Origin of the sequence: Avibacterium gallinarum (genome assembly GCF_002921135.1) — a bacterium.
Classification (GTDB): Bacteria; Pseudomonadota; Gammaproteobacteria; order Enterobacterales; family Pasteurellaceae; genus Avibacterium; species Avibacterium gallinarum.
Genome location: NZ_PQVJ01000060.1, coordinates 18,921 through 43,928, shown reverse-complemented (window position 1 = coordinate 43,928; position 25,008 = coordinate 18,921). Strand labels below are relative to the sequence as shown.

General features: G+C 41.0%; 22 protein-coding genes and 1 tRNA gene. 10 read left to right on the top strand and 13 right to left on the bottom strand.

Features of this window, described 5'->3' with window-relative positions:
• The first annotated feature begins 13 nt into the window (after window positions 1-13).
• The gene (gene relA / locus C3007_RS11160) at window positions 14-2,242 is read left to right on the top strand and encodes a GTP diphosphokinase (protein ID WP_103854490.1); all 2,229 of its coding nucleotides are present in this window, start codon (window positions 14-16) and stop codon (window positions 2,240-2,242) included.
• 107 nt (window positions 2,243-2,349) lie between these two features.
• Window positions 2,350-2,706, top strand: coding sequence for a diacylglycerol kinase (locus tag C3007_RS11155; RefSeq protein WP_103854489.1), 357 nt, complete (start codon window positions 2,350-2,352; stop codon window positions 2,704-2,706).
• 274 nt (window positions 2,707-2,980) lie between these two features.
• Here the strand turns inward: C3007_RS11155 and C3007_RS11150 are convergent, their stop codons facing one another.
• The 5 genes from C3007_RS11150 to C3007_RS11130 form a co-directional block, all read right to left on the bottom strand.
• Window positions 2,981-4,891, bottom strand: a complete 1,911-nt coding sequence (locus tag C3007_RS11150; protein WP_103854488.1) for a GmrSD restriction endonuclease domain-containing protein — start codon at window positions 4,889-4,891, stop codon at window positions 2,981-2,983.
• A 5-nt stretch (window positions 4,892-4,896) separates the two neighbouring features.
• Complete coding sequence (locus tag C3007_RS11145) at window positions 4,897-6,249, bottom strand: DUF262 domain-containing protein (protein WP_103854487.1); 1,353 nt, start codon at window positions 6,247-6,249, stop codon at window positions 4,897-4,899.
• A 265-nt stretch (window positions 6,250-6,514) separates the two neighbouring features.
• Window positions 6,515-7,594, bottom strand: a complete 1,080-nt coding sequence (fbaA, locus tag C3007_RS11140; RefSeq protein WP_017806342.1) for a class II fructose-bisphosphate aldolase — start codon at window positions 7,592-7,594, stop codon at window positions 6,515-6,517.
• An 80-nt stretch (window positions 7,595-7,674) separates the two neighbouring features.
• On the bottom strand, window positions 7,675-8,844 hold the full coding sequence (locus C3007_RS11135) for a phosphoglycerate kinase (RefSeq protein WP_103854486.1): 1,170 nt from the start codon (window positions 8,842-8,844) through the stop codon (window positions 7,675-7,677).
• A gap of 158 nt (window positions 8,845-9,002) precedes the next feature.
• A complete protein-coding gene (locus C3007_RS11130) occupies window positions 9,003-9,743 on the bottom strand; it encodes a ribonuclease T2 family protein (protein ID WP_103854485.1) in 741 nt (246 codons plus the stop codon).
• Window positions 9,744-9,815: 72 nt separating this feature from the next.
• Between C3007_RS11130 and C3007_RS11125 the strand changes: the two genes are divergently transcribed.
• Complete coding sequence (locus C3007_RS11125) at window positions 9,816-10,076, top strand: YfhL family 4Fe-4S dicluster ferredoxin (protein WP_103854484.1); 261 nt, start codon at window positions 9,816-9,818, stop codon at window positions 10,074-10,076.
• Window positions 10,077-10,080: 4 nt separating this feature from the next.
• Here the strand turns inward: C3007_RS11125 and C3007_RS11120 are convergent, their stop codons facing one another.
• A complete protein-coding gene (locus tag C3007_RS11120; protein ID WP_103854483.1) occupies window positions 10,081-11,127 on the bottom strand; it encodes a TrmH family RNA methyltransferase in 1,047 nt (348 codons plus the stop codon).
• A gap of 173 nt (window positions 11,128-11,300) precedes the next feature.
• Here C3007_RS11120 and pssA point away from each other — a divergent pair, with 173 nt between their 5' ends.
• On the top strand, window positions 11,301-12,662 hold the full coding sequence (pssA, locus tag C3007_RS11115; protein ID WP_103854482.1) for a CDP-diacylglycerol--serine O-phosphatidyltransferase: 1,362 nt from the start codon (window positions 11,301-11,303) through the stop codon (window positions 12,660-12,662).
• A gap of 460 nt (window positions 12,663-13,122) precedes the next feature.
• On the opposite strand, the gene C3007_RS11110 is transcribed toward pssA, so the two are convergent.
• The 3 genes from C3007_RS11110 to C3007_RS11100 all read right to left on the bottom strand — a co-directional run bounded on the left by C3007_RS11110 (window position 13,123) and on the right by C3007_RS11100 (window position 15,792).
• The gene (locus C3007_RS11110; RefSeq protein ID WP_103854481.1) at window positions 13,123-13,584 is read right to left on the bottom strand and encodes a DMT family transporter; all 462 of its coding nucleotides are present in this window, start codon (window positions 13,582-13,584) and stop codon (window positions 13,123-13,125) included.
• A 96-nt stretch (window positions 13,585-13,680) separates the two neighbouring features.
• Window positions 13,681-14,349, bottom strand: coding sequence for an NAD(P)H-dependent oxidoreductase (locus C3007_RS11105; RefSeq protein WP_103854480.1), 669 nt, complete (start codon window positions 14,347-14,349; stop codon window positions 13,681-13,683).
• 129 nt (window positions 14,350-14,478) lie between these two features.
• Window positions 14,479-15,792 (bottom strand): anaerobic C4-dicarboxylate transporter, encoded by a 1,314-nt coding sequence (locus C3007_RS11100; protein WP_103854479.1) that lies wholly within the window; start codon window positions 15,790-15,792, stop codon window positions 14,479-14,481.
• Window positions 15,793-16,069: 277 nt separating this feature from the next.
• On the opposite strand from C3007_RS11100, the gene C3007_RS11095 reads away from it, so the two are divergent.
• Together C3007_RS11095 and secB are read left to right on the top strand one after the other, a co-directional pair.
• Entirely contained in the window at window positions 16,070-16,516 is a 447-nt protein-coding gene (locus C3007_RS11095) for a rhodanese-like domain-containing protein (RefSeq protein ID WP_103854478.1), read from the top strand.
• A gap of 18 nt (window positions 16,517-16,534) precedes the next feature.
• On the top strand, window positions 16,535-17,041 hold the full coding sequence (gene secB, locus C3007_RS11090) for a protein-export chaperone SecB (RefSeq protein ID WP_103854477.1): 507 nt from the start codon (window positions 16,535-16,537) through the stop codon (window positions 17,039-17,041).
• 41 nt (window positions 17,042-17,082) lie between these two features.
• On the opposite strand, the gene C3007_RS11085 is transcribed toward secB, so the two are convergent.
• Entirely contained in the window at window positions 17,083-17,406 is a 324-nt protein-coding gene (locus C3007_RS11085; protein ID WP_103854476.1) for an addiction module antidote protein, read from the bottom strand.
• On the bottom strand, window positions 17,384-17,713 hold the full coding sequence (locus C3007_RS11080) for a type II toxin-antitoxin system RelE/ParE family toxin (RefSeq protein ID WP_103854475.1): 330 nt from the start codon (window positions 17,711-17,713) through the stop codon (window positions 17,384-17,386). The genes C3007_RS11085 and C3007_RS11080 overlap by 23 nt, the downstream gene beginning before the upstream one ends.
• Window positions 17,714-17,917: 204 nt before the next feature.
• On the opposite strand from C3007_RS11080, the gene gpsA reads away from it, so the two are divergent.
• Entirely contained in the window at window positions 17,918-18,931 is a 1,014-nt protein-coding gene (gene gpsA, locus C3007_RS11075) for an NAD(P)H-dependent glycerol-3-phosphate dehydrogenase (protein ID WP_103854474.1), read from the top strand.
• A 1-nt stretch (window position 18,932) separates the two neighbouring features.
• Entirely contained in the window at window positions 18,933-19,730 is a 798-nt protein-coding gene (gene cysE, locus C3007_RS11070) for a serine O-acetyltransferase (protein ID WP_103854473.1), read from the top strand.
• A 79-nt stretch (window positions 19,731-19,809) separates the two neighbouring features.
• On the opposite strand, the gene selB is transcribed toward cysE, so the two are convergent.
• Both selB and selA read right to left on the bottom strand, forming a co-directional pair.
• A complete protein-coding gene (selB, locus tag C3007_RS11065; RefSeq protein ID WP_103854472.1) occupies window positions 19,810-21,669 on the bottom strand; it encodes a selenocysteine-specific translation elongation factor in 1,860 nt (619 codons plus the stop codon).
• Window positions 21,666-23,051 carry an L-seryl-tRNA(Sec) selenium transferase gene (gene selA / locus C3007_RS11060; RefSeq protein WP_103854471.1) on the bottom strand — a complete coding sequence of 462 codons (1,386 nt, stop codon included), beginning with the start codon at window positions 23,049-23,051 and terminating at the stop codon, window positions 21,666-21,668. Before selA ends, selB begins: the two co-directional genes overlap by 4 nt.
• 166 nt (window positions 23,052-23,217) lie before the next feature.
• On the opposite strand from selA, the gene C3007_RS11630 reads away from it, so the two are divergent.
• Window positions 23,218-23,312 (top strand) — tRNA-Sec (locus C3007_RS11630).
• Window positions 23,313-23,620: 308 nt separating this feature from the next.
• On the top strand, window positions 23,621-24,871 hold the full coding sequence (locus C3007_RS11055; RefSeq protein WP_103854470.1) for a tyrosine-type recombinase/integrase: 1,251 nt from the start codon (window positions 23,621-23,623) through the stop codon (window positions 24,869-24,871).
• The last annotated feature ends 137 nt before the right edge of the window (window positions 24,872-25,008 follow it).

The following is a 25,008-nucleotide window of genomic DNA, read 5'->3' as shown; positions in this document are numbered from 1 at the left end:
ATAGGAAGGCGTTATGGTTGCTGTTCGAGGTTCACACCTACTTAACCCGAAAGATTTTGTGATTGAACAATGGAGCGAAAGCTTGGGGCTTTCTTCTGAGCTGGCAGAGAAGTTGGTGCTGGCTTGGCATTATTCGCAATATAAAATCCAGCAGCACCAAACGGTGGAAAATCCGCAGCTGCATTGTTCGCTATTTTCAGGGGTGGAAATGGTGGAGATTTTGCACAGCCTGAATATGGATAGCGAGAGCCTGATCACGGCAATGATTTATCCCGTGGTGAGCCATAATATTGTTGTGCTGGAGCAAATTAGCGAAGATTTTGGTACAGCGATTAGCAAGCTGGTGAAAGGCGTGCTGGAAATGGATAACATTCGCCAGTTAAACGCGAGCCATTCTGCCAATTCCCTGCAAGTGGACAATGTGCGCCGTATGCTGTTGGCGATGGTGGACGATTTCCGTTGCGTGATTATCAAACTGGCTGAACGCATTGCCTTTTTGCGTGATGCGGAAAATTGCTGTTCGGAAGAAGAGAAAGTGCTGGCAGCAAAAGAATGTGCCAATATTTATGCGCCTCTTGCCAATCGTTTAGGCATTGGGCAACTGAAATGGGAGTTGGAAGATTATTGCTTCCGCTATTTGCACCCTGAACAGTATCGAATGATTGCCAAGTTGCTGAAAGAACGCCGTTTAGATCGCGAGCAATATATTGCAGATTTTGTGGCAGATCTCACCCGCTATTTACAAGAAAATATTGATCAAGTGGAAGTGTATGGCCGCCCGAAACATATTTATAGCATTTGGCGAAAAATGCAGAAAAAACACTTAGAATTTAGTGATTTATATGATGTTCGCGCGGTGCGTGTGATCGTCCAAAAGCTGCAAGATTGTTATTCTGCCCTTGGCATTGTGCATACCCACTTTAAACATTTACCGAAAGAATTTGATGATTATGTGGCAAACCCGAAACCGAACGGCTATCAATCCATTCATACCGTGGTGTTGGGCAAAGGCGGTAAACCCGTGGAAGTGCAAATTCGTACCCAACAAATGCACGATGATGCCGAGCTTGGCGTGGCGGCGCACTGGAAATATAAAGAGGGCGTAACAGGGCGTTCTGCCTATGAAGATAAAATTGCGTGGTTGCGTAAATTATTAGCGTGGCAAGATGATATTACCGATTCTGGCGAAGTGATTGCCGAGTTACGCAGCCAAGTGTTTGATGATCGGGTTTATGTGTTTACCCCAAAAGGCGAAGTGATCGACCTGCCAACTGGCTCAACGCCGTTGGATTTTGCTTATGCCATTCATAGTGAAATCGGGCATCGTTGCATTGGCGCGAAAGTGGGCGGACGCATTGTGCCCTTTACTTATCAGCTGCAAATGGGCGATCAAATTGAAATCATCACGCAAAAAACGCCAAACCCAAGCCGAGATTGGCTTAATCCGAATTTAGGCTTCACCAACACCAGCAAATCGCGCGCCAAAATTGCGGCGTGGTTTAAGAAATTAGATCGTGATAAAAATATTCCAGCGGGTAAAGAGCTGTTGGAAAATGAAATTGCACGTTTAGGCATTGCACTCAAGCAAGTGGAGCAGTATGCCTTGCCGCGTTACAATCTGAAAAATTTAGAAGATTTGTATGCGGGCATTGGCGGCGGCGATATTCGCCTTAATCAGCTGATTAACTTTTTGCAAAGCAAACTGATTAAAACCACGCCACAAGAAACCGATGAACAGATTTTACGCCACGTTGCACAGAAAAGTGCGGTGAATTCTGCGCAAAAAAATGAGTCAAAAGGCTATGTGATCGTAGAAGGCGTGGGCAACTTAATGCACCACATTGCGCGCTGTTGCCAGCCAATTCCCGGTGATGACATTGTGGGCTACATCACAATGGGGCGTGGCATTTCTATCCACCGCAGTGATTGCGAACAGTTTTTAGAATTGCAAGCCAGCCACCCAGAACGCGTGGTGGAATCCGTGTGGGGCGAGAGCTATGCCAGCGGTTTCCGCATTAGTATTCGCATTATCGCCAGCGATCGCCACGGCTTGTTGCGTGATATTACCACCGTGTTGGCTAATGAAAAGATCAGCGTGCTAGGCGTATCAAGCCGTACGGATACGAAAAAACAAATCGCCACGATGGATATGGAAATTGAGCTAAACAACGTGCAAATGCTGAGTAAAATCCTTGCCCGCTTAGCAAAATTAGATGATGTGATCGAAGCAAAACGTTTATAAGAAAATGTTTTAAGAAAAAATAAGTGCGGTGGTTTTTCGTGTCATTTTGTTGCGATTAAAGCGAAAAATTAAGTTATCCCATTCAATAAGTTAATAAGGAAAGAAAATTGGAAAAAACAACGGGCTTGACCCATTTAATCAAATCCACAGGCTATTCAATGCAAGGCTTAAAAAGTGCTTTCAAAAACGAAACCGCCTTTCGCCACGAAGTATTTTGTGCGTGCATTTTAATCCCTTTGGCGTTTTTCTTGGCTGACGATAAAATCGAATTGATCTTGATGATTGGTTCAGTGTTATTAGTGTTAGCGGTAGAGTTGCTTAACAGCGCGGTTGAAGCCGTGGTGGATCGCATTGGCACGGAACATCACGAGCTTTCAGGACGCGCAAAAGATCAAGGCTCAGCCGCCGTGTTTGTCACGTTGATTATCGTTGCACTAACCTGGGGAGCTATCCTTTTTTTCTAATAAAAAAGTGCGGTGTAAAATTTGTGTATTTTTTGAAAGGCATTGGGGTAACCCAGTGCTTTTTTCATTCTATCCTTGATGCCTTATACTTATTAAGTGCCTGTTTCTATTCCACAGAAAAATTTGTGATTTTTCGACCGCACTTAAGGATAAGGGCTGTGTGTAATCGTTCTTTCTATTTTTAATAGAAAATAAAAGTGCGGTGCAAAAATTTTGAGTTTTTCTGTTTCCTTTGAATAATGGTTTTTATTTCATCAAAATGATGATTTCTATTTTAGGACGCAGTTTTCTTGTTTAACATATCAATCATCTCTTTTCCATGATGCGCTATTGTTTCTTTATTCCATCCTTGTATATCCATCATTAGAGATAGTTTTAAACTTAAATTTTGATTTTTACCAAAATTTTCAACCTTTGCTTTAGGCATATTATTAGAAAATTTAGCATTCATACTTGATGAAATCAAACATAAATTCCCAAAAGAATGCAAGGTGTTATTATCTAAAAACTCACCATTCACTGGCGTTTGCGGATAAAAATGTTCCACTGAACTGCGAAAAGTAAATGCAAAGTTTTGGTATTTCCCCTTTTTATTTTTCCACAATAAATAATCTAAGCGGTTAAAAATAAAATTCGGTACCCTTGCTCCTGAATTTAATATTTCGTCTTTTGCTGAATTTGCTGTAATATTGAGTGCTTTCTCATCTTGAGTGATTAAATCAAAGAAATCCTTATTTTCACCATAATAACCAAAATAATACTTGTCGCTTAAATTTTCTAAAAATGAAATATAGGGCACAGGGGCTATATCCATATTCTGATATAACCAACGTAACACTGCATACAGCCAGTTTTTATAATTTCGTGATGGGAGCGAAACATGGAACATAGATAGCAGCATAACTATCTTTTTCTGTTCTTCTGTATCACCAAAACTATTATTATATTGATAGCTACTTTTTTTATTTGTTTGTGGCTGGATTTTTAATAATGACCAATTATCATATTCTTTGCTATTATCCGATTTAATAACATAGCAATCAAATAGATAACGACATTTTAATAGTAGGTAAGCAAAGTTTTTAATTTTATCAAGATCAAAATCTTCAACTTTAAAACTGTCTAGCAAAGTTTTTTCATCTAATGCAATCTCCCGTGCCTGTTGTAAATCATTGTCCAGATAAATACGCAAAACGTGTAGCAAAAAATTAGGAAAATCAATCACTGGATTAAATCGTTCAGAAGTTTCTTCTTCCTTGGTAACCTCTCCTATTTCTACGTTATTATCAATAATATTTTTCATAGTAAATTTCTTATTACTATCTTCTATTCCAGAAGTTTCAGAGGATGTTTGTGTATTACTGGCTTCATTTTGCTCAAAAACGTTTGCAATTTCATCAAAATCTTTAAGCTGTATTTGTTGCCAATCATCGCCAAAAATTTGTTTTCTAATTTTAGGCTTAAATCCCATAACCACATAGCGATTCATGTCCGAACATGCATCCCAAATATTGGCAAGAGTTACCTGAAAAAATGCTGTATTTTTATGAGCTCTAGAGGAAGATAAATCAGCTAAGTGGCTCATAAAACGGGCTTTTAAAATTTCGTGTTTTTCTAATTGTTCACCTCGTGTATTCATTATCTCAAAATAATGATTCAAATCGGTTTTTGGCGGGACTTCTGTACGGATAATTTTCACATTATTTAAAATAAACAGAATAAAATCTTTTAAATTAATATTTTCAGCCTTAACCAAATTATTCCAATGTCGTTTAATAGATTGCATCGCGTCCTTAAAATTCCACGGTAGATTTTCAGGTTGCTGCAAACTATCCAATGCTTTATTGGATTCATCACGGTATTCAAATGAAAGATTGCGTCCAGCAAATAAGATATCAGTCAGTTTGTTTTGCAATAAAAACGCTTTAATTAAGGTGAATGTGGTTAAACGCTGTTGTCCATCAATAACTTCAAATTTATTATCTTTTCGACAATAAACAACCAAACTGCCAACATAATAGTCTTGCACCTTTCGTTCATAGGCTTTAACTAAATCAGTCAATAACTCTTCAATTTCTTTGTCGCCCCAAGCGTAATTACGTTGATAAATGGGGATAATATAATTATCTTCACACAATAGGTTTGTAATAGTCAGTATTTTAATTTGTGTTTTTTCTTGGCTCATTTTGCTTACTCTTTATTCTCAATACCTAAAATTTCTTTAATTTTTTTATCAATATTTTCAAATTTAATATTTTGAATAGTCAGATTGTTAAATAGCATAACATTTTCTGGTGTGTAGCTATGTTCTAAATAAGTTAATAGGCTATTTCTCTCCGTTGCAGCATTATCAATTGTCGCAAAAGTAATGCGTTGCCATTCAATGCGTATTCGATATACCCAAATAAACGCTTTATTAACAAAGGCATTCAATCGTTCCTCACCAAATTTATCAAAATAAGCTAATACTAAGCACTCAAATAAACTGCGTAAATAGCGGTCTCCCGTACGATAAGCTCCTTGATGATTGTCTAAAAAATTGATTAAGTTTGTACCTAAGTCAATACCATTCACTTCTCTGATTTCACACAATAGCCCCGTTTCTTTATTAAATAATTGATTGTATATTTTTCGATAATGTTCGATGTATCGAAAAAAATATTCCCCATCAATAATGGTTTGCTTGGACTGAAAGTTGGGTTGGGTAAATTGTGAGTGAAATAAAAAAGGGCTGACTGAGGTAAATTTTTCTAATGCTTGATAAGCTAAAATAGTCTGTATATAAGGATAAGAGGAAGTTTCGGAAACACCTTTAAAAATAGTTAATTTATTGCTGGTAAAATGTTCGCCACTTTGCCCGATTTGCCATGCACGTAGCCTGAAAAGTATTTGATTGATAATTTTGTGTAAATTAGGCGTGTGTTCATCTGCGAGAGCGGCTTGTTCCCATTCTGAAACACAGTGATAAATGCGATCCTCTGGTTTCCCTCGCATAGCTCTCAGATGATAGGCTTTAAGTAAATCATAGGATTCTAGTGATTTACCGCGTGCATTTTGTGAATCAAAAAATTGAAAAGCTTCATCTAAATTATTTAATTCTACACAAACCATTTCGCAGATTGATAAAATGTATTTTTTAAAGCCTTCTTTATCAATATCCGTATTTTCTTTTAAAAAGTCTCTAATAAAATTATAATTTTGAATTAGATTTTTTTGGCTAATGGTATGTGGATATTCTTGATCTAATAACTGTAATTTTTGTTCAGCTTCTTTTAGTTTTAAACAATACAATAATAGAGTCAATGTAGTTAAACGCTGCTGCCCATCAACAATATCATTTCTGCTATCATATTGATGTAAGACTACTGTGCCAATCCGATAAGTCTGATTTTGTTCAAAATGGTTCAACAAATCATTTAACAATTGCTGCACATGATAAGTTTCCCATTTATAGGGACGTTGATAATTAGGTAGAGTCAGCTCTTTATTCAATAAATCTTCTATTTTAGAAATTATAACCTTAGGCTCTTTAGTATCTATCATTGATTTTCCTTGAATTTTGGTACAATTTAAAAATAAGTACTTTAAAGTGATCATGAATATCTTAGCTTATTTTTTGTAAAAGAATAACGCAATTTAAAATATTTCATATTGATTTCTTATTATTTTAGAGAATGCTATCCAGAATAGAGAGAACTTTTAGAGTGAATAGTTTATTACTTTTTGTGGTGATATTTTGTATAGTAATAAAGCCTGCATTATGCAGGCTTTTAGTACAAAGTGCAGTCTAAATTATTGCTGTTTTTTATTATAAAACATCAACGCAATTTAAATCTTGGAAAGATTTTTCTAAGCGTTTAGACATTGATTCTTCAGATTTGCGTAACCAAACACGCGGATCGTAGTATTTTTTGTTTGGTGCGTCTTCACCTTCAGGGTTACCAAGCTGACCTTGAAGATAAGCTTCGTTTGCTTTGTAGAAGTTTAAGATACCTTCCCAAGCTGCCCATTGTGTATCTGTATCAATGTTCATTTTCACTGCGCCGTAGCTGATTGCTTCACGGATTTCTTCAGTTGATGAACCAGAACCGCCGTGGAAAACGAAATCTAATGATTTTGGTGGAAGACCACGTTCTTTAGAAACGAACTCTTGTGATGCACCTAAAATTGAAGGTTTTAATTTCACGTTACCTGGTTTGTAAACACCGTGTACGTTACCAAATGCCGCAGCAATGGTGAAACGTGGGCTTACTGGGTTTAATTGATCGTAAACGTAAAGTACGTCTTCAGGTTGAGTATATAAACGAGATTCATCAACATCAGAGTTATCTACGCCGTCTTCTTCCCCACCAGTGATACCGATTTCAATTTCAAGGGTCATACCCATTTTGCTCATACGCGCAAGGTATTCACGGCAGATCGCCATATTTTCTTCCATTGGCTCTTCAGAAAGGTCGATCATATGTGATGAGAAAAGTGGTTTACCTGTTTCTGCGAAATGTTTTTCACCCGCTTCTAATAAGCCGTCAATCCAAGGTAATAATTTTTTCGCCGCGTGGTCAGTGTGAAGAATCACTGGCACACCGTATTCAGCAGCTAATTCGTGAACGTGTTTTGCCCCTGCAATCGCACCTAATACATCAGGACGCGCGCCGCTTGCTGGTTTAATGCCTTTCCCAGCGTAGAATTGCGCACCGCCGTTAGAGAACTGGATAATTACAGGTGCTTTAACGCGTGCTGCGGTTTCTAATACGGCATTCACAGAGTCTGTACCCACGCAGTTTACTGCTGGGATTGCGAAATTGTGTTCTTTTGCATAGTTGAAAACTTTTTGTACATCATCACCTGTTAACACACCCGGTTTTACGATGTCTAATAATTTTGCCATTTTTCTGTTTCCTATTGTTATGTTAAGAGATTTCCGTATGAAAAGGGCGTACTGCACAAGCTACGCCCAATATCATTTAATTAGTTTTTCGCACGTTTTTCTAAGATTTCAACGGCTGGTAATACTTTGCCTTCTACGAATTCTAAGAATGCACCGCCACCTGTTGAGATGTAAGAAATTTTATCTTTGATGCCAAAAAGATCGATCGCTGCAAGGGTATCACCGCCGCCTGCAATAGAGAATGCACCGTTTTGTGTTGCTTCTACAATGGCATCTGCCACGACTTTTGTCCCGTTACGGAAATTCGGGAATTCAAACACGCCTACTGGGCCATTCCAAAGAATAGTTTTTGCTTTGCGGATAATGTTGGCTAATTCTTCTGCGGATTTTTCGCCAATATCAAAAATGGATTCATCGGCTTTCACATCATCAACAGACTTTTCAATCGCTGGCGCAGTTTCAGAGAATTCTAAGCCTACACGCACATCTGTTGGCACTGGGATTTGTGTTGCTTTTGCTAAGCGTTGTGCTTCAGGGATTAAATCTGCTTCGTATAAAGATTTACCCACATCTTTGCCTTCTGCAGCGATAAAGGTGTTCGCGATACCGCCACCGACAATCAGTTGATCTGCTACTTTAGAAAGGGAATCTAACACGGTTAATTTGGTTGATACTTTTGACCCACCCACAATAGCTAACATTGGACGTTGTGGCTCTTTTAACGCTTTGCCTAAGGCATCTAATTCCGCCGCTAATAATGGGCCTGCACAAGCGATTGGTGCAAATTCTGCTACACCATAGGTTGAAGCTTGCGCACGGTGTGCTGTACCAAAAGCGTCCATAACAAAGACATCGCAAAGTGCGGCGTATTTTTTACCTAATTCTGGATCGTTTTTCTTTTCACCTTTGTTGATACGCACGTTTTCAAGTACAACGATTTCACCGTCATTCACTTCTACGCCGTCTAAATAATCACGCGCTAAACGCACATTAAAACCTGCGTCTTTTAAATAATCAACCACAGGTTGGAGGGAATCTTCAGGTTTAAATTCGCCTTCGGTTGGGCGACCTAAGTGAGAGGTAACCATCACTTTCGCGCCTTTTTCAAGGGCGAGTTTTAAGGTTGGAATGGTTGCTTGAATACGCGCATCAGACGTTACTTTGCCGTCTTTTACTGGCACATTCAGGTCTGCACGAATAAATACGCGTTTACCTGCTAAATCTAGGTCGGTCATTTTAATTACTGACATAATTTACCCTCTTTATATAGTTTAAAAATAAATAGAACTGCTCGCATTATACCTAGTTCAAGCTAGATTGTAACTGCTTTAGATCAAATTATCCGCTGGATTTTTTTAATTCTCAGAAATAATAGATCTTTCAATACTTCAAATCGAGTCAAATTCCTCTAGCGCGGACAATCCATCACTTGCCACTGCAAATCATAGCAAATAAATAATTCATTATGGCTTGCGCCCAAATACGCCCCTTTCAGCTGCGGGTTATGTTTTTTTAACCAAGCAAACAATTCTTTACGCGGTAAATTGCGATCAGGTAAATTCAAAGTGCGGTATAAATTTTGCTGTTTTTCAAAATAAGCATTGGCATTCTTGAAAGCGCAAGCGCCGTGCTTTTCCCATTCCCCTTGCAATAAATTCGCACTCGGGCTATCTGCAAGATAAGGCTTAATCACCGCAGGATCGACCATTGGCAAATCACCCTGACAAAAACGTGGATGATCGCTAACCGAACGCGCATTAGCATTTTGTGGCCATAAGCCGTGGATTACCCAGCCATACTGCTGTGTGCCACATTGGCTCATTAAAGATTGCGGCAAGTTGCCGTTGTAACGCTCTTTTTGCGCTTGGCAAAATCCCGGCGACCAAGACAACGCCAGCATATAATAATCCACGGGTGCGCTTTTATTTTGCCCAATGGCGTCATCGCGCATAATGTAATCATAATTCTCGCCAAGCGGTGCTTGTGTATTTTGTTGCGTTGCTGTCTTTGCTTGATTCTGCTGAGATTGCGCCGTAGGTTCAGGCTGGTGTGTTTTTTCGCTAGGCTGAAAATAATTCCAAATCAATGCAATGCCTGCAATGATTAATGTGCCTAAAAAAGAAAGTTCTTTATTGTTTTTCTTGCTCATTTTGTTTTGCCTATTTAATTTTCCTTGCTGATTCTTTATAATCTCGCCCTTTCAATGATTTTAGGGGAAATTATGGCACTTTTAATTACAGATAAATGCACAAATTGCGATATGTGCTTGCCAGAATGCCCGAATGATGCCATTTCCGTGGGCGATGACATTTATGTGATCGACCCCAATCTTTGTACGGAATGCGTGGGGCATTATGATACCCCAACTTGCCAAAAAGTTTGCCCAATCACCAACTGCATTAAGCCCGATCCCGATCATCAAGAAAGCGAAGCCCAATTGTGGGAACGCTTTGTGTTAATTCATCATTCTGATCAGTTATAGCGATTTAAAGGGTTTTCTCCGTCCATTTCGCCAATAACACGCCCGCTGCCACCGCAACATTCAAGCCCGCTTTCAGCGGATTGGCAAGGGATAAATTCACTACTTCATCGTGATTTTTTGCCAAATTTTCACCCGCACTTTCGCTTAAAACAAAGACCACTTTATCGCTCAATTTCAGCTGAGCGAAAGGTTTCGCTTGCTTGCTTTGGCTTAAATGCACGATTTGATAGCCTTTTTCACGCAATTTTTCTAACGCTTGTTCACTGCTATCGACAAACAAAGTATGCACATATTCTGCACCACCTTCTGCCACACGCATTGCTGCGGCAGAATTTAACAAATCTGCTTCGCTTAACACTAAACCTTTCACGCCATAGACCGCACAAGTTCGCACGATCCCACCAATATTATGTGCATTATGCACATTATCGAGTAAGATCAACGCATCTTTTTCACGTGGAATATCCAAATAACCGCTCAATGTAAAATGACGTGGCTTTTTCACCAACATACAGATGCCGTTGTGGTGTTCCGTGCCGCTCACCAGCGTAAGCTCTTTGCTATCGACAACGTGATAGACTTTTTTATTCGCCGCCAAATAGCTAAATAACTCGCCCACACGGTGCGCCATTTCCACGGTTGTCCACACACGAACAATGCTTTCAGGACGCTCAGCAAATAAGGCAAGGCATGTATTTTCGCCATACACTTTCATTTCTTCTGCACGATTTTTCTTAATCTTTTCTGGTGCGCGTGGAGAAAGTGGGCCGGTTTTTTTCTGCTTTTCTTTCACGCCCGTGCTTTTTATCACCACTTTCACATTGGCTGTACCACGCGCATTTCCCATCGTCAATTCTGTGCGTTGTTGCACTTTTTCTGCGGATTTTGTCGGTGTTCTTTCACGCGAGAAAGTGCGTTTGTCGTCCTTTTTGCCACGGGAAGAATGAGGGGAAAAGTGCGGTGCTTTTTTATCTTGTTTTTCGCCAGAATAGCGTTCATTGAAGCGTTTGCTGGAATCTGCTTGCTGGAAAGTCGGTTTTTTTGCGTTCATTTTATGTTGCCAAATTGTGATAAAAATGGGAAAAGTGGGCGAATTTTCACCGCACTTTGTGAGAAATTGAATGCATTATAGCGAAAAAATATCTTTTTTCTACCAAGCCAAGAAGTAAATATTGTAAACTACAAGGCTAAAAAAATGGATTATCAAAATTAGAGTAAAAAATTATGTTGATAAATAAAACGAAAAGGGCAGAAGAAAATTTGCAAGCTTTGCCGAGTTTGGCGCTACAATCCTCGCAAATTGATTTTCTTCATCACCCTGCGGAATTTAAGCAACAAATTATCCAGCTTATTCGTGAAGCAAAAACGCGCATTTATATCACCGCACTTTATTGGCAAAATGATGACGCGGGGCAAGAAATTTTAAATGAAGTGTTTGCCGCCAAAAGCCGTAATCCCGAGCTTGAGGTGAAAATTTTTGTCGATTGGCATCGCGCGCAGCGTAATTTGCTTGGCGCAGAAAAATCTGCCACCAACGCAGATTGGTACTGCGAGCAACGAGCCATTCATCAATATGGTGAGCACGCCCATTTGTTTTTCGGCGTGCCAGTGAACACGCGCGAAGTGTTTGGCGTGTTGCATATTAAAGGCTTTATTTTTGATGATACCTTGTTATATAGCGGGGCGAGCATTAATAATGTGTATTTGCAGCAAAATGAAAAATACCGCTACGACCGTTATCATAAAATCACCCATTCCGCCCTTGCGGATTCAATGGTGAATTTCCTGCAACAGTATCTCCTGAGTAATCAAGCGGTGCTACCATTGGATAATTCCGAACGCCCAAAAACCAAAGAAATTCGCCAGCATATTCGTGCTTTCCGTAAAGGTTTGGCAAGCGATGGGCAATATAAGTTTGCCAACGAAGAAAATTCTGGCTTAAAAATCACCCCACTTTTTGGCTTAGGCGGTGGTGCAAACCTGCTTAACCGTACGATTGAAGATCTTTTCCAAATCGTGCAAGAAAAATTGGTGATCTGCACGCCATATTTTAATTTTCCACGTCCATTACAACAAAAAATCCGCCGTTTACTACAAAAAGGCAAGCACATTGAAATTATCGTGGGCGACAAAACCGCCAACGATTTTTACATTCCTCCTTCGCAGCCGTTCAAAATGGCGGGCGCGCTGCCTTATTTATATGAAAGCAATCTACGCCGTTTCAGCCAAAAATTTGAACAGCAAATTAACCAAGGCCAGCTTGTTATTCGCACTTGGAAAGACGGCGATAATAGCTATCACCTAAAAGGCGTCTGGGTGGACGATAGCCATATTTTATTAACTGGCAACAACCTAAATCCACGCGCTTGGCGTTTAGACGCAGAAAATGGCTTGCTCATTCAAGACCCAGCCCAACAGCTGCAAGCGCAAGTGCAACAAGAGCTAGCTTGCATCCGCCAACACACCACCCAACTAAAACACTACACGGAACTGGACGAACTCTCGCAATACCCCGCCCCCGTGCAAAAACTACTAAAAAAATTCGCCCGTATCAAAGCGGATAAATTGGTGAAGATGATTTTGTAAGGTGGCTAAATCTCCCTAGATTTTCAAATATTTGCTATCTTTCAAATCTCCGTTGTTTTTCAATTCTCCCCTAACCCCTCTTTGCTAAGGAGGGGGATTTCTTGGGGCATCATTCACAAATTTCTTAACGATATTGTTTACATTGTTATGTGCATAGGTAGGGTGCGGCTTTTAGCCCACCGTTCAACGCATTTCCCTTTAATGGGCTAAAGCCCATTCTACGTTTTATTGTTGTGGATATATCTTTCAGGCGGACACATAGGTCCGCTACTACATTTTGTTGTGATGAGAAAATTTGATGAAGCAGAAAAGTGCGGTGTTTTTTTCAGGGATTTTTGGCTTTGTTATTTGTCTGAGATGTTGAATATGCGTTGATCTGATACCCCTCTTTAGTGAAGAGGGGCTAGGGAGATTTGAAAAACAACGGAGATTAAAAAATAGGGTAGATTTGAAAAAAAAACTATCCAAACAACCTTTTCCCAAAGAAAAACAGCACGAGGCCTACTCCCATAAACACAAAGCCGATGAGTTGCCAGATTTGGATTGGGCGGGCGGTCATTCCGATTAAGCCGAAATGATCGATGATGGCGGCGGCGATGAGTTGGCCGACAATAATGAAAAAGAGCATATTGGTTACGCCCATTTTCGGCGCAAGAAAAATGGTGGTGAAAACCACAAGCGCGCCCAGTGGACCGCCGAGAAGTTTCCACAAGGGTTGTTTTGGCACTTGTTGCAAGGCGGTGAAAAGATCAGCCTTCCACCAGCAAATGAAAAAGAGCAGTAATGTGCCTGTGGCGAAGGAAATTAACGCGGCGACAACAGGTTGCCCCATTAATGAACCAGCCAATTGGCTATTAATGGCGGCTTGCGTGGCAAGGGCGACACCGGCACATAGGGCAATCAAAATAAAAGAAATTAGCATAATTGTTCCGAGATTTTTTAGAAAAGAAACGTTGAGAAATTTACACCGCACTTTGTCTTTGCGAGAATGAAAGTGCGGTGCGATTTTTGGGGATTTTTATTTCGCCCACTCCACCACCTCATCAAAGGCTTGGCGTGTTTTTTCTCTTGGTTCGTTTAGGCGATAACCAAAGGCCGCCATTACGCTGAGTTTGTATTCATCAGCTTTGTATAAGCCTTCTGCCACTAATAAATCATTCATTTTTTCTAGTGGGAAGCCTTCAATCGGGGTGCTGTCAATGCCGATCATTGCGGCACTGGTGAGCATATTGCCGAGCGCGATATAACTTTGACGGCACGCCCAGTTGTAAAATGCTACGGGATTTTCGGTTAGGGCAAAATCTTTTTCGGTAAAGTTATGGTAGAAGCCTTGACGCAGTTTGAGCGCGTCTTCAGGGATATGATGCACATCACGCATAATATGTGGAACGTATTCGCCATCGGCTAAAAGGGTTTGCGGTTGGCGCACCAAAATCACCACAAAATGGCTACAATCCATAATCTTATCTTTCGCACCCCAAGCGTTATCGCGGATTAGTTCTTTAATATGCTGATTTTCAATGACTAAGAATTTCCACGGCTCAAAACCGAATGAACTCGGCGAAAGACGAGCGGTTTCAAGGATAAAACGAAAATCCTCATCGCTGATTTTCTTGCTTGGATCATATTGTTTGCACGCGTGGCGGAAATGGTAAGCATCAAGAATCTGTTGTTTTGAAATGGTCATTGTGATTTTCCTTTTGTTATATCAAGTGGCAATATTATGCGGAAGTTTGGTTAGGAATGCCATAATAAAATATGGGCATAAAAAAACTGGGAGCAATGCCCCCAGTTGAGAAATAAAGTGCGGTAAAAATTACAGCAGAATATTGGCGAATAATAAGCCGAAAGCAAGGCTGAATGCCATACTTAATAAGCCCGGCAACATAAAGCTGTGGTTAAAGATAAATTTACCAATGCGTGTTGTACCAGTGGTATCAAAGTCAATGGACGCAATGATTGGGCCGTAGTTTGGAATGAAGAAGTAACCATTTACTGCCACAAATACCCCAACTAATACAGGTGCTGGAATGCCTAATGCGATACCCACTGGGAATAAGGTTGCCACCGTTGCACCTTGGCTGTTTACTAATACAGAAAGCACGAATAACGCAAGGGCGAATGTCCAAGGCGCGGTTTCGACTAACACTTTCACGCTTTCTTTTACTTCAGTCATATGGGCTTGCATTAAGGTATCACCTAACCACGCAATACCGAAAATGGCGATAACCGCACGCATACCCGCGTGGAATACGGAACCCTGTGTAATAGCGTTGCCGTTTGGTTTACAAGTTAAGATGATTAACGCACCCACGGTAAGCATTACGATTTCGATAGTGTGTGCCATTCCCATTGCTTTGCCGTCAAAAGCTGGACGTAGGCTTGGGAATGCTCCCATCAATACCACAAGCAATGCACCAAATAGGAATAATCCCACAGACAATTTTGCTGTTGGTTTTAATTGAATGTTGTCTGGGTTTACGTCAGTGTGGTTTTCTTTTACATACTCAGGATCTTGTAATAAACGTTGATAATTCGGGTCATCTTTTAATTCTTTACCCATTTTATTGACGAAAATACAAGCCACCGCTAAACCTAAAATGGTTGATGGCATTGTAACCATTAATACATCACCAAGGTGAATGCCTTGTGGTTCAAGATAGGCCACTACCGCCACCACAGCCGCAGCGATTGGGCTAGCAACGATAGCAAATTGTGATGCAATTACCGCCATTGAAAGTGGACGCTCAGGACGCACGCCGTTGTGGCGGCTTACTTCAGCAATCACAGGCAATACAGAGTAGGCAACGTGGCCTGTTCCTGCTAATACGGTGAATGTCCAAGTTACCGCTGGCGCAATAAAGGTGATGTATTTCGGGTGTTTACGCAAAATGTTGGTGGCAATTTTGATCATATAATCTAAACCGCCTGCTGCTTGCATTGCCGCCGCGGCGGAAACCACCGCCATAATCATTAACATTACGTTGATTGGTAAACCCGCTGGTTGTAAACCAAAGCCAAAAGAGAGAATAGCCAGCCCTGCGCCGCCCATTACTCCCAAGCCGATACCGCCAATGCGTGCACCAATCAAAATGCACACCAAAACGATGGCAAATTGGAGAAAAAACATAGTAAGACCTCTTGTAAACGATAAAAGATAAAATGATTTTCTTTTTGAAAATAGCCAAAAGAAAATGTCCACATAAAGGGGATATCCCTATAATCGGGCGCTAATATAGCAATAAAGCGTCATTATCGCTATATTTCCGCTAACTATTTTTGTTTATCTCTTGATTTAGAATAAATTATTGAATAACGACACAGGAATTTCACAGACTTCCTTTGAAAGATCAATAAAGTGCGGTTATACTTAAGCCTTTATTTTGAACTAAAACATAGAGAGTAAAATGCAAGAATTTCTACCGATGGCAACCGCTTTTGCCAAAAATCACACATTAATGGTTATTTCTTGGATAGCCGTATTTTTTCTCGTTATTTATACCTATTTCAAAGCATTCACCACCAAAGTGAAAACCATTGAGAATGCGGAATTGGTTAGTTTAATGAATAATAAAGATGGCACCGTGATCGATGTGCGCACCCTTGATGAATTTGAACGTGGGCATATTATTCACAGCATTCATTTACTACCAAGCGAAATTAAAAATCAAAATATTGGTAAAATTGAACAGCATAAAGACAAGCCTGTTGTGGTGGTTTGTGCCACAGGAATGGCAGCTGGCGCGTCCGCAGAGCTTTTGGCTCAACAAGGATTTAGTCAAGTGTACGCATTAAAAGAAGGGATTGCAGGTTGGCGTTCAGCGAATTTGCCATTAGTGAAAAAAGATAAATAACTCACAGAGGAATAGAAAATGACTGAGCAAAATCAAGAAGTTGCAACGGAAGCACAAGCAACAGAAGCCGTATTACAAATTCAACGCATCTATATTAAAGATGTGTCTTTTGAAGCACCAAATCTTCCACATATTTTCCAACAAGAGTGGAAACCACAACTTTCTTTCGATTTAAACACTGAAGTGGTTGAATTAGGTGAAGATCTTTATGAAGTATGTTTAAACATTTCCACCGAAACCACCCTTGAAGAAAGTGGTGATGTAGCATTTATTTGTGAAGTAAAACAAGCAGGCGTGTTTACCGTGAGTGGTTTTGAAGGGGTTCAACTTGCCCATTGCTTAACCTCACAATGCCCAAATATGCTTTTCCCTTATGCGCGTGAATTAATTGCCAGCCTTGTAAACCGCGGCACGTTCCCGCCATTAAATCTTTCTCCAGTAAACTTTGATGCACTCTTTATGGAATATCTAGAGCGCCAACAAGCAGAGCAAGCACAAAGCGAGCAACCAGAAACCGTGAATTAATCAAAAAAGTGGGCGAAATGCCCACTTTTTTATGGAAAAAATCACCGCACTTTAATTGTTGGCACGAGTTCCAAATTAAACGCCGCGAGAATTTTTTGTATGGTTTCAAATCTCGGTTTACTGCCTTTGGATAGGGTTTTATACAGACTTTCGCGCCCTAAACCTGTTTGTTTAGCCAGCTCCGTCATTCCTCTTGCTCTTGCGACATCGCTTAAGGCTTCTAAAAATTCGTCTTGATTACCTTCTTTTAGCACTTCCATTAAATATGCTTGAATAGTTTCTTCATCATTCAAATATTCAGCCACATCAAAAGGCTTCAAGCCTAGCTCTTCTACTGCTGATTCATTGATATTCGTTGATTTCATTTTTCCCCCTTTGTAATACATTAAATAATTGTTTAGCTCTTTCTATATCATTTTTTTGTGTTGATTTATCGCCACCGCATAACAATACATAAACGACCTTGCCCTGCTGTACATAATAAACTCGATACCCTGCACCTGTTGCAATTCGCATTTCATAAATACCATTTGCTCCAGCAAGTGGTTTATGATCGCCAAAATTTCCTTTAATCGCATTTTTAATTCGTCTTGCTATTGTCGCTTTGGCGATTGGATTCTTTAGCTTGGTAAGCCATAATCTAAATTCATCTGTGAGAATAATTTCATTCATTATAGTTAAGCCTTGTTGCTACTTTTTTAAATTGTATTCGATAGGATACAATTTAGCAAGGTAATCTATCCAACTACTTTATGTAACACTCAGCCACTAACCCACTTCTGTAAAAATTCTATTTTCAGTCTAATTCAAGTAGGTTAAACTCAAGGCATTAACAGTGAGTGTGATTCACCTTTATTTTAATTATGGGGATTATTAATGCACAACAACATCTCAAATTCACCCATTACCGTGATTGGCGCAGGATCTTACGGCACGGCGCTGGCCATCAGTTTTTCTCGCAATGGTTCACCGACTTATCTCTGGGGACACGATCCCGCGCATATGAAACGCTTGAATGAAGAACGTTGCAACCAAGCCTTTTTACCGAATATCCCTTTCCCAAGTGCGCTTGAGATTGAAAGCGATCTTGCAAGTGCGGTGCAAAAATCGCGAGATTTATTGATCGTTGTACCAAGCCACGTTTTTGGCGAAGTTTTACAAAAAATCCGACCGCACTTACAACCCCATCACCGTATTGTGTGGGCAACCAAAGGCCTAGAGCGTGATACAGGGCGTTTATTGCAACAAGTGGTGGAAGAAAAACTTGGCACGCAATATCCCCTTGCGGTGCTTTCTGGCCCAACCTTTGCGAAAGAGCTGGCGGCAGGATTGCCTACGGCGATAGCGCTGGCTTCACACGATCAGGCTTTCGCGGAAGAGTTTCAGGCGCGTATTCATTGCAGCAAGCATTTCCGTGTTTATATTAATCAGGATATGATCGGCGTTCAGCTTGGTGGTGCGATTAAAAATGTGATCGCCATTGGGGCTGGAATGTCTGATGGTATGGGCTTTGGCGCCAACGCACGCACTGCCTTGATTACTCGTGGCTTGGCGGAAATCAGCCGATTAGGTGAAGCCCTTGGGGCAAATCCAAGCACCTTTATGGGAATGTCTGGCTTGGGAGATCTGGTGCTAACCTGTACCGACAACCAATCGCGCAACCGTCGTTTTGGCTTAATGCTTGGGCAAGGCAAAAATGCCGAAGAAGCCTTGGCTGAAATTGGACAAGTGGTGGAAGGGTTCTACAACACCAAAGAAGCCTATTTACTCGCTCAGCGCCACGGGGTAGAAATGCCGATTACCGAACAAATTTACCAAGTGTTATTCTGCGGTAGAAATGCGCAAGATGTGGCCTTAAGCCTGCTTGGACGTGAGCGCAAAGGAGAATAAAATGCCTGCTGAAGTTTGGAAATTACTCCATCAAGAAGCAAAAGAATTAGCAGAATGTGAGCCAATGCTCGCCAGCTTTTTTCATTCCACCATTCTTAAACATCAAAATCTTGGCAATGCGTTGAGCTATATTTTGGCGAATAAATTAGCCAATCCCATTATGCCAGCCATTGCCCTGCGTGAAATTATTGAAGAAGCCTATCAAGTTGAGCCTGATATTATCGGCAGCGCTGCTTGTGATATTCGTGCAGTGCGCCAACGAGATCCTGCGGTGGAATTATGGACAACGCCGTTGCTTTATTTAAAAGGCTTTCACGCCTTACAAAGCTACCGCATCACCCATTATTTATGGCAGCGCAACCGTAAGGCGTTAGCGATTTATTTACAAAATGAAATCTCTGTTGCCTTTGATGTGGATATTCACCCTGCGGCAAAAATTGGCTGTGGCATTATGTTCGACCACGCCACAGGCATTGTGGTGGGCGAAACCTCTGTGATTGAAAATGATGTATCCATTTTGCAAGGCGTTACCCTTGGCGGAACAGGAAAAGAATCTGGCGACCGCCACCCGAAAGTGCGTGAGGGTGTGATGATTGGCGCGGGCGCAAAAATTCTCGGCAATATTGAAATTGGCCGTTACGCCAAAATCGGCGCAAATTCTGTGGTGTTGCAAGCCGTGCCAGAATACACCACCGTAGCAGGCGTGCCATCAAAAGCCATCGGCAAAGACAAAGCTGCCAAGCCAGCTTTTGAAATGGATCAATGCTTTATTGACGATAAATTCAATGTAAATATCTAATTTCTGCTTTTTACAGAATAAAAACAAAAGTGCGGTGAAAAATTTAGAGATTTTCCACCGCACTTGTTTTTTCCGTGAATTACAAATCAAACAAATCCCTATCACGCAATAAATGTACATTACCTTTACGGCGTAAGAATCCGCATCGATCGAAATATTCCATTAATTGCACCGTCATTTTTCTTCCCCATTGCAATTCATCACGTAGCTGATTAACGGAAATCTCCCCCTGTTGCAGAATAAATGCTTTGATCCAGCGAGCATAAGCATAAAGAGTTTCGGTGAGCATAAAACGATCACGCACGATGGGGGTGAGATAGCCTAGTTTGCCTGCTTTGTAGAGAAAGTTGCGCATTTCACTTTCTTCAAGATCGAGCAAATTAGCTAGATCGCGTACCCAAAGGGCTTGTCCTTGTTGTTGCTCAAAGTGAGCTAGCACTTTTTGCCATAAGGCTTGTTCTTTAGCAGTAAAACGAATTTTATGCTCAGGAAGATGTAACCAGCCGCGCGTTTGCTGAATTTTATTTTGCTCCAAAATCTTTTCAATAAAATGATAAATCAAGGTTTCAGGCTGATTAATGGTCGCAATGCGATATAAACGCGCTTTGCTTAATCCCAGTTGGTCTGGCTGTTGTTGATGATAATTTGCCAAGGTTTCAATAAGTTTATCGGATTGCCTTTGTTGATAGTCTTGGTTAAACGCCCAACTTTGCCAAGCCAGCGCCTGATTATCGGCAATCAACGCGCTGAGTTGGGCTTCTTCCATTTGTTCTAGCCAAGCCAATTCAGCCAGCTGCATAGGACGATACTGTAAATAGTCGCTCAAGCGTTGAGCGGAATACTGTGCGGTGAGTAAATTTTGTAAAAAATTCAACCGCACTTCGGTACGTTTATAACGTTTTGGTGAATGGATTTCGACAACTTTACCGCCCGCCAATAAGGATTTTGCATCGCCTGTGCGTAAAATTAATTTATCGCCATAGGTTAAAAATAGCGGTTCTTGCAAAATTAGCTCTGCCAAGGCTTTTTGTTGCGGGGCAAGCTGCTTAGCTTGTAATAATGTGAGTTTTCCCGTGGTGCGAGAGGCTGCGTGATAAATATGCACTGCTTGGCTTTCTTGCAAGTTTTGCGCAGCCTCGACTTCAATAGTAATCCGATCCGTTGGCGAGAGTGGTGGTTGAGAAAAAAGCCAATCCCCACGCTGAATCGCCTCTCGTGAAACCTCCGTTTGAATATTTAACGCCAATCGCTGTCCCGCTTCACCAAGTTCGGCTTGACTATCTTGGCTGTGGATATTCTTCACGCGTACTTTTTGCCCAGTGGAAAGATAAAGCGCATCATTGATTGCAACCTGTCCCCTAAAAGCCGTGCCTGTTACCACCGTTCCAGCCCCTTTAATGGTAAAAATTCGGTCAATGGCATAACGGAAAGGTTTGTTGCGGTCTGCCAGTTCAGGCAAATTGGCTAAATAATGTTGTAATTCTGCAATGCCTTGCCCTGTTTGGGCTGAAGTAATAAAAAATGGGCTTTCTGCTAAGAATGGATATTGCTGAATAAGCGATTGTTTTACTTCATTAATTTGCGATTCGCTGACTTTATCCGCTTTTGTCATTACCACAATGATTTGCTCAAAATGCAATAAACGCAAAATGGCTAAATGTTCCGCTGTTTGTGGTTGAATGCCTTCATCTGCCGCGACAATCAACATGGCGTAATGTACGCCACCTAAGCCGGCTAGCATATTATAAAGAAATTTTTCGTGGCCGGGGACATCAATAAAACCGAGTGTTTTCTCTTGCAACGGCAAATAGGCATAGCCCAAATCAATGGTCATTCCACGTTTTTTTTCTTCTGGTAGGCGATCGGCATTCGTGCCTGTTAAAGCCCGTAGCAATGCGGTTTTGCCGTGATCAACGTGGCCTGAGGTAACAATAATCATAGTTGCTCCAAGGTATTTAGTAGGCGCTCAAAATTCGCAAGGCTACGCAAATCGAGCCAAAGTTTATTTTGTTCCACTCGACCAATAATTGGTTGAGGAAGTTGTTTGAAGCGCTGGATAAGTGCGGTCAATTTTTGCGAGTTTTTTTCTTCAAGGGTTACCGCCACAGAGGGAATTTTTGCTAAAGGCTGCGCGCCACTGCCAATCTGTGCTTGGCTTTCTTCCACGCGGATTGTATAGGCAAAATTTAACTGATTTTCCAACCGCACTTTGAGTATTTCTGCTTGCTGGCGTAATGCTGACACAGGTTGGGTGAGCAAATGCAAACTGGTGAGCTTTTCCGCTAATTTTTCAGGCTGAAGATATAAACGCAAGGTCGCCTCTAAGCCCGCTAAAATCACTTTATCGCAACGCAATGCCCGTTTCAGTGGGTGAGATTGCAGTTGATCAATAAAATCTTTTTTCCCAACAATAATGCCAGCCTGTGGACCGCCTAGCAATTTATCCCCAGAAAATGAGATTAAATCCACACCTTGCTGCCATTTTTCCTGTACAGTGGGTTCAGCAGGCAAACCATATTGGCTGAGATCGACTAATGCACCGCTGCCTAAGTCAGTCATCACAGGCACATTCATTTCCTTGCCAAGTTGTGCTAATTTCGCCTCGCTGACAGAATGTGTAAAGCCACAAATTTGATAATTGCTGCTGTGAACCTTCATTAAAAAGGCTGTATTTTCGTTGATCGCACTGCGATAATCCGCCAAATGGGTGCGATTTGTTGTTCCCACTTCCACCAGTTTACAACCTGCTTGCTGCATAATATCTGGAATACGGAATGAACCGCCAATCTCAATAAGTTCACCACGCGAAATCACCACTTCTTTGCCTGACGCAAAGGTGGCTAACATCAGCAATACCGCTGCTGCATTGTTGTTCACCACGCAAGCGGCTTCCGCCCCCGTGAGTTCACATAATAATTCACAAATATAATTATCTCGATGGCTACGCTTGCCTTCCGCCAAATCATATTCCAATGCCACATTCTCTTGCATCGCCAATAACGCTGCTTGCTGTGCGGCATTCGCCCACAATGCGCGCCCTAAATTAGTATGCAGCACTGTACCTGTTAAGTTATGCACAGGCTGAATTTTCACTTGCTGCTGGGTTTGTAATTGTTGTTGAATTTCCGTGATTAGCGTGGAATTATCGTGAAAAAAGTGCGGTATTTTTTGCGTATTTTTTATTTCAGCGCGTGCATTTTCAAGCAAACTGCGGCAAATTTTCACCACCGCACTACGCCCAAATTCTGCGATCAAAGACGCAATTTCAGGCTGCTTTAGCAATTTATCAATGGAAGGAAGTTGTTGGAATAGGCTATTCATTGTGCTGTCCTATTTTCATTTATGCCATTCTAGGAAAATTAGCCTTAATCATACTGTTTTTTTGTTGAAAATTCAGCCCTAACTTATCAAGTGTACCGTATTGACTAAATTTCCCTAGCAACACCTTGAATAATCAGCCGATTTCCTTTAAAGTGAACACACTTTCGGAAGATAGGCGTTTCCGGTGAAACGGCAGGACTTCAAATCCTGTTAAGGTTGCCAGCAATCTTGGGTGGGTTCAACTCCCATTGTCTTCCGCCAATCCACTGTTCTGCGCGCTTCTACATAAATTCCACTGCTTCAAAAATCCTTGTAAAATCTAGCCTTTGGCGATATTGTATGCGTCTGATTGCGTCTTCGTAAATCTCTGTAACGCAATATAATTGTACTAGAAATTGTACTAGAAAATAGCGCTTTCTTGAATTTACTCCCAGAATGGAAAATCTTAGTGCTTTGATTTCTAGTACAATTAAGATAAAAATCGTTTATATTCATTAAGTTATAATCGTATTTTATGATGATTATGGTTTGATTTTCTCTAGTACAATTTCTTTTTAAGGATTAGTACTATGGCAAGAAAAACGCAGCAACTTACTGACACACAAATAAAAAAGGCAAAGACAGGGGAGAAAGTGATTTCCCTTTCTGATGGTGGTGGGCTTTATTTGCAAATTGAGTTATCAGGGACGAAAACTTGGCTTTTTAAATATGCAAAACCATACACGAAGAAGCGCACCAATAAGACCATTGGCAATTATCCCACTATCACACTTGCGCAAGCTCGGGCTAAGCGTGATGAGTATCAAGCCTTATTAGCGCAAGGCATCGATCCAAAAGACTATGAGCAACAGCAAAGCCAACTGCAAGCCAATGCGTTAAATAACACCTTTGAGAAAGTGGCGTTAAACTGGTTTGAAGACAGGAAGCTAAAGCCCGATTTTTCAGAGCGTACCGCACAAGATACTTTAAAGCGTTTTCAGCGGCATATCTTTCCCACTATTGGCAATTATCCTATTACAGAAATCACGCCATTAATGGCGATTAATGCCCTTAAGCCGTTAGAAGTGGCAGGAAAGTTTACCGAGCTTTCAAAGGTGATTACGAAGATTAACGAAGTAATGACTTATGCGCTTCACCGTGGGATTATCCCCACAAATAACCTTGCGAAGATTGGCAAGGAGTTCACCAAGCCGACACCGCAAGGAATGAACACCATAGAGCCGCAAGAGCTAGAGAGCTTTATCACAGCATTTTACCAAGCCAAAGAGAACAATCGCTTTAGTCCGTTTTCTTTCTATGCGGTGCTATTGGTGCTTTTAACTGGTGGACGACCATCAGAGATAGCGGGGGCGAAGTGGGCAGATATAGATTTTAGTGAAAACCTTTGGGCGTATCGCGTGCAGAAAGGCAATAAGAACTTAAAGGGCGGACGGTTACATATTGTCACCCTATCACGGCAAGCTATGGCGGTATTGCAGAAAATGCGAGAAATTAGCACCGCACTTAGTTTAAGTAGTGATTTTGTCTTTCCTAGTGTTACAGCGAAATCGGGGCATATTACAATCGAGGCAATGCGAAAGGCGATAATTAAAACCCTTGGCAAAGGGAAGCTAACCACACACGGAATAAGGCACTTAATTAGCACTTCACTGAATGAACGTGATTATAATGCAGATTGGATAGAAAAAGCCTTATCGCATAAGGGAAAAGACCGCATAAGGGATATTTACAATAAAGCGAAGTATTTAGAGCAACGAGCTGGAATGTTGCAAGATTGGGGCGATTATTTAGAAAGTATTGCGCCGAAGCCTTTTGTTTAATTTCACCACAAAAAACTTTAAAGCCGATCTAATGATTGGCTTTTTTTTGTTCGTTTTTTGCCAATAAAATTTTTTTACATGTGCGAGAAAAAACCGTAGACGCATAGACGCATAGATGCACTTGTATAAAATATAAT

Excerpts from the sequence above, each read along its gene's own strand:
- relA (WP_103854490.1), top strand. The coding sequence starts at position 14 with ATGGTTGCTGTTCGAGGTTCACACCTACTTAACCCGAAAGATTTTGTG.
- C3007_RS11150 (WP_103854488.1), bottom strand. The coding sequence starts at position 4,891 with ATGAGCCAAGAAAAAACACAAATTAAAATACTGACTATTACAAACCTA.
- C3007_RS11145 (WP_103854487.1), bottom strand. The coding sequence starts at position 6,249 with ATGATAGATACTAAAGAGCCTAAGGTTATAATTTCTAAAATAGAAGAT.
- fbaA (WP_017806342.1), bottom strand. The coding sequence starts at position 7,594 with ATGGCAAAATTATTAGACATCGTAAAACCGGGTGTGTTAACAGGTGAT.
- C3007_RS11135 (WP_103854486.1), bottom strand. The coding sequence starts at position 8,844 with ATGTCAGTAATTAAAATGACCGACCTAGATTTAGCAGGTAAACGCGTA.
- C3007_RS11130 (WP_103854485.1), bottom strand. The coding sequence starts at position 9,743 with ATGAGCAAGAAAAACAATAAAGAACTTTCTTTTTTAGGCACATTAATC.
- C3007_RS11125 (WP_103854484.1), top strand. The coding sequence starts at position 9,816 with ATGGCACTTTTAATTACAGATAAATGCACAAATTGCGATATGTGCTTG.
- C3007_RS11120 (WP_103854483.1), bottom strand. The coding sequence starts at position 11,127 with ATGAACGCAAAAAAACCGACTTTCCAGCAAGCAGATTCCAGCAAACGC.
- pssA (WP_103854482.1), top strand. The coding sequence starts at position 11,301 with ATGTTGATAAATAAAACGAAAAGGGCAGAAGAAAATTTGCAAGCTTTG.
- C3007_RS11110 (WP_103854481.1), bottom strand. The coding sequence starts at position 13,584 with ATGCTAATTTCTTTTATTTTGATTGCCCTATGTGCCGGTGTCGCCCTT.
- C3007_RS11105 (WP_103854480.1), bottom strand. The coding sequence starts at position 14,349 with ATGACCATTTCAAAACAACAGATTCTTGATGCTTACCATTTCCGCCAC.
- C3007_RS11100 (WP_103854479.1), bottom strand. The coding sequence starts at position 15,792 with ATGTTTTTTCTCCAATTTGCCATCGTTTTGGTGTGCATTTTGATTGGT.
- C3007_RS11095 (WP_103854478.1), top strand. The coding sequence starts at position 16,070 with ATGCAAGAATTTCTACCGATGGCAACCGCTTTTGCCAAAAATCACACA.
- secB (WP_103854477.1), top strand. The coding sequence starts at position 16,535 with ATGACTGAGCAAAATCAAGAAGTTGCAACGGAAGCACAAGCAACAGAA.
- C3007_RS11085 (WP_103854476.1), bottom strand. The coding sequence starts at position 17,406 with ATGAAATCAACGAATATCAATGAATCAGCAGTAGAAGAGCTAGGCTTG.
- C3007_RS11080 (WP_103854475.1), bottom strand. The coding sequence starts at position 17,713 with ATGAATGAAATTATTCTCACAGATGAATTTAGATTATGGCTTACCAAG.
- gpsA (WP_103854474.1), top strand. The coding sequence starts at position 17,918 with ATGCACAACAACATCTCAAATTCACCCATTACCGTGATTGGCGCAGGA.
- cysE (WP_103854473.1), top strand. The coding sequence starts at position 18,933 with ATGCCTGCTGAAGTTTGGAAATTACTCCATCAAGAAGCAAAAGAATTA.
- selB (WP_103854472.1), bottom strand. The coding sequence starts at position 21,669 with ATGATTATTGTTACCTCAGGCCACGTTGATCACGGCAAAACCGCATTG.
- selA (WP_103854471.1), bottom strand. The coding sequence starts at position 23,051 with ATGAATAGCCTATTCCAACAACTTCCTTCCATTGATAAATTGCTAAAG.
- C3007_RS11055 (WP_103854470.1), top strand. The coding sequence starts at position 23,621 with ATGGCAAGAAAAACGCAGCAACTTACTGACACACAAATAAAAAAGGCA.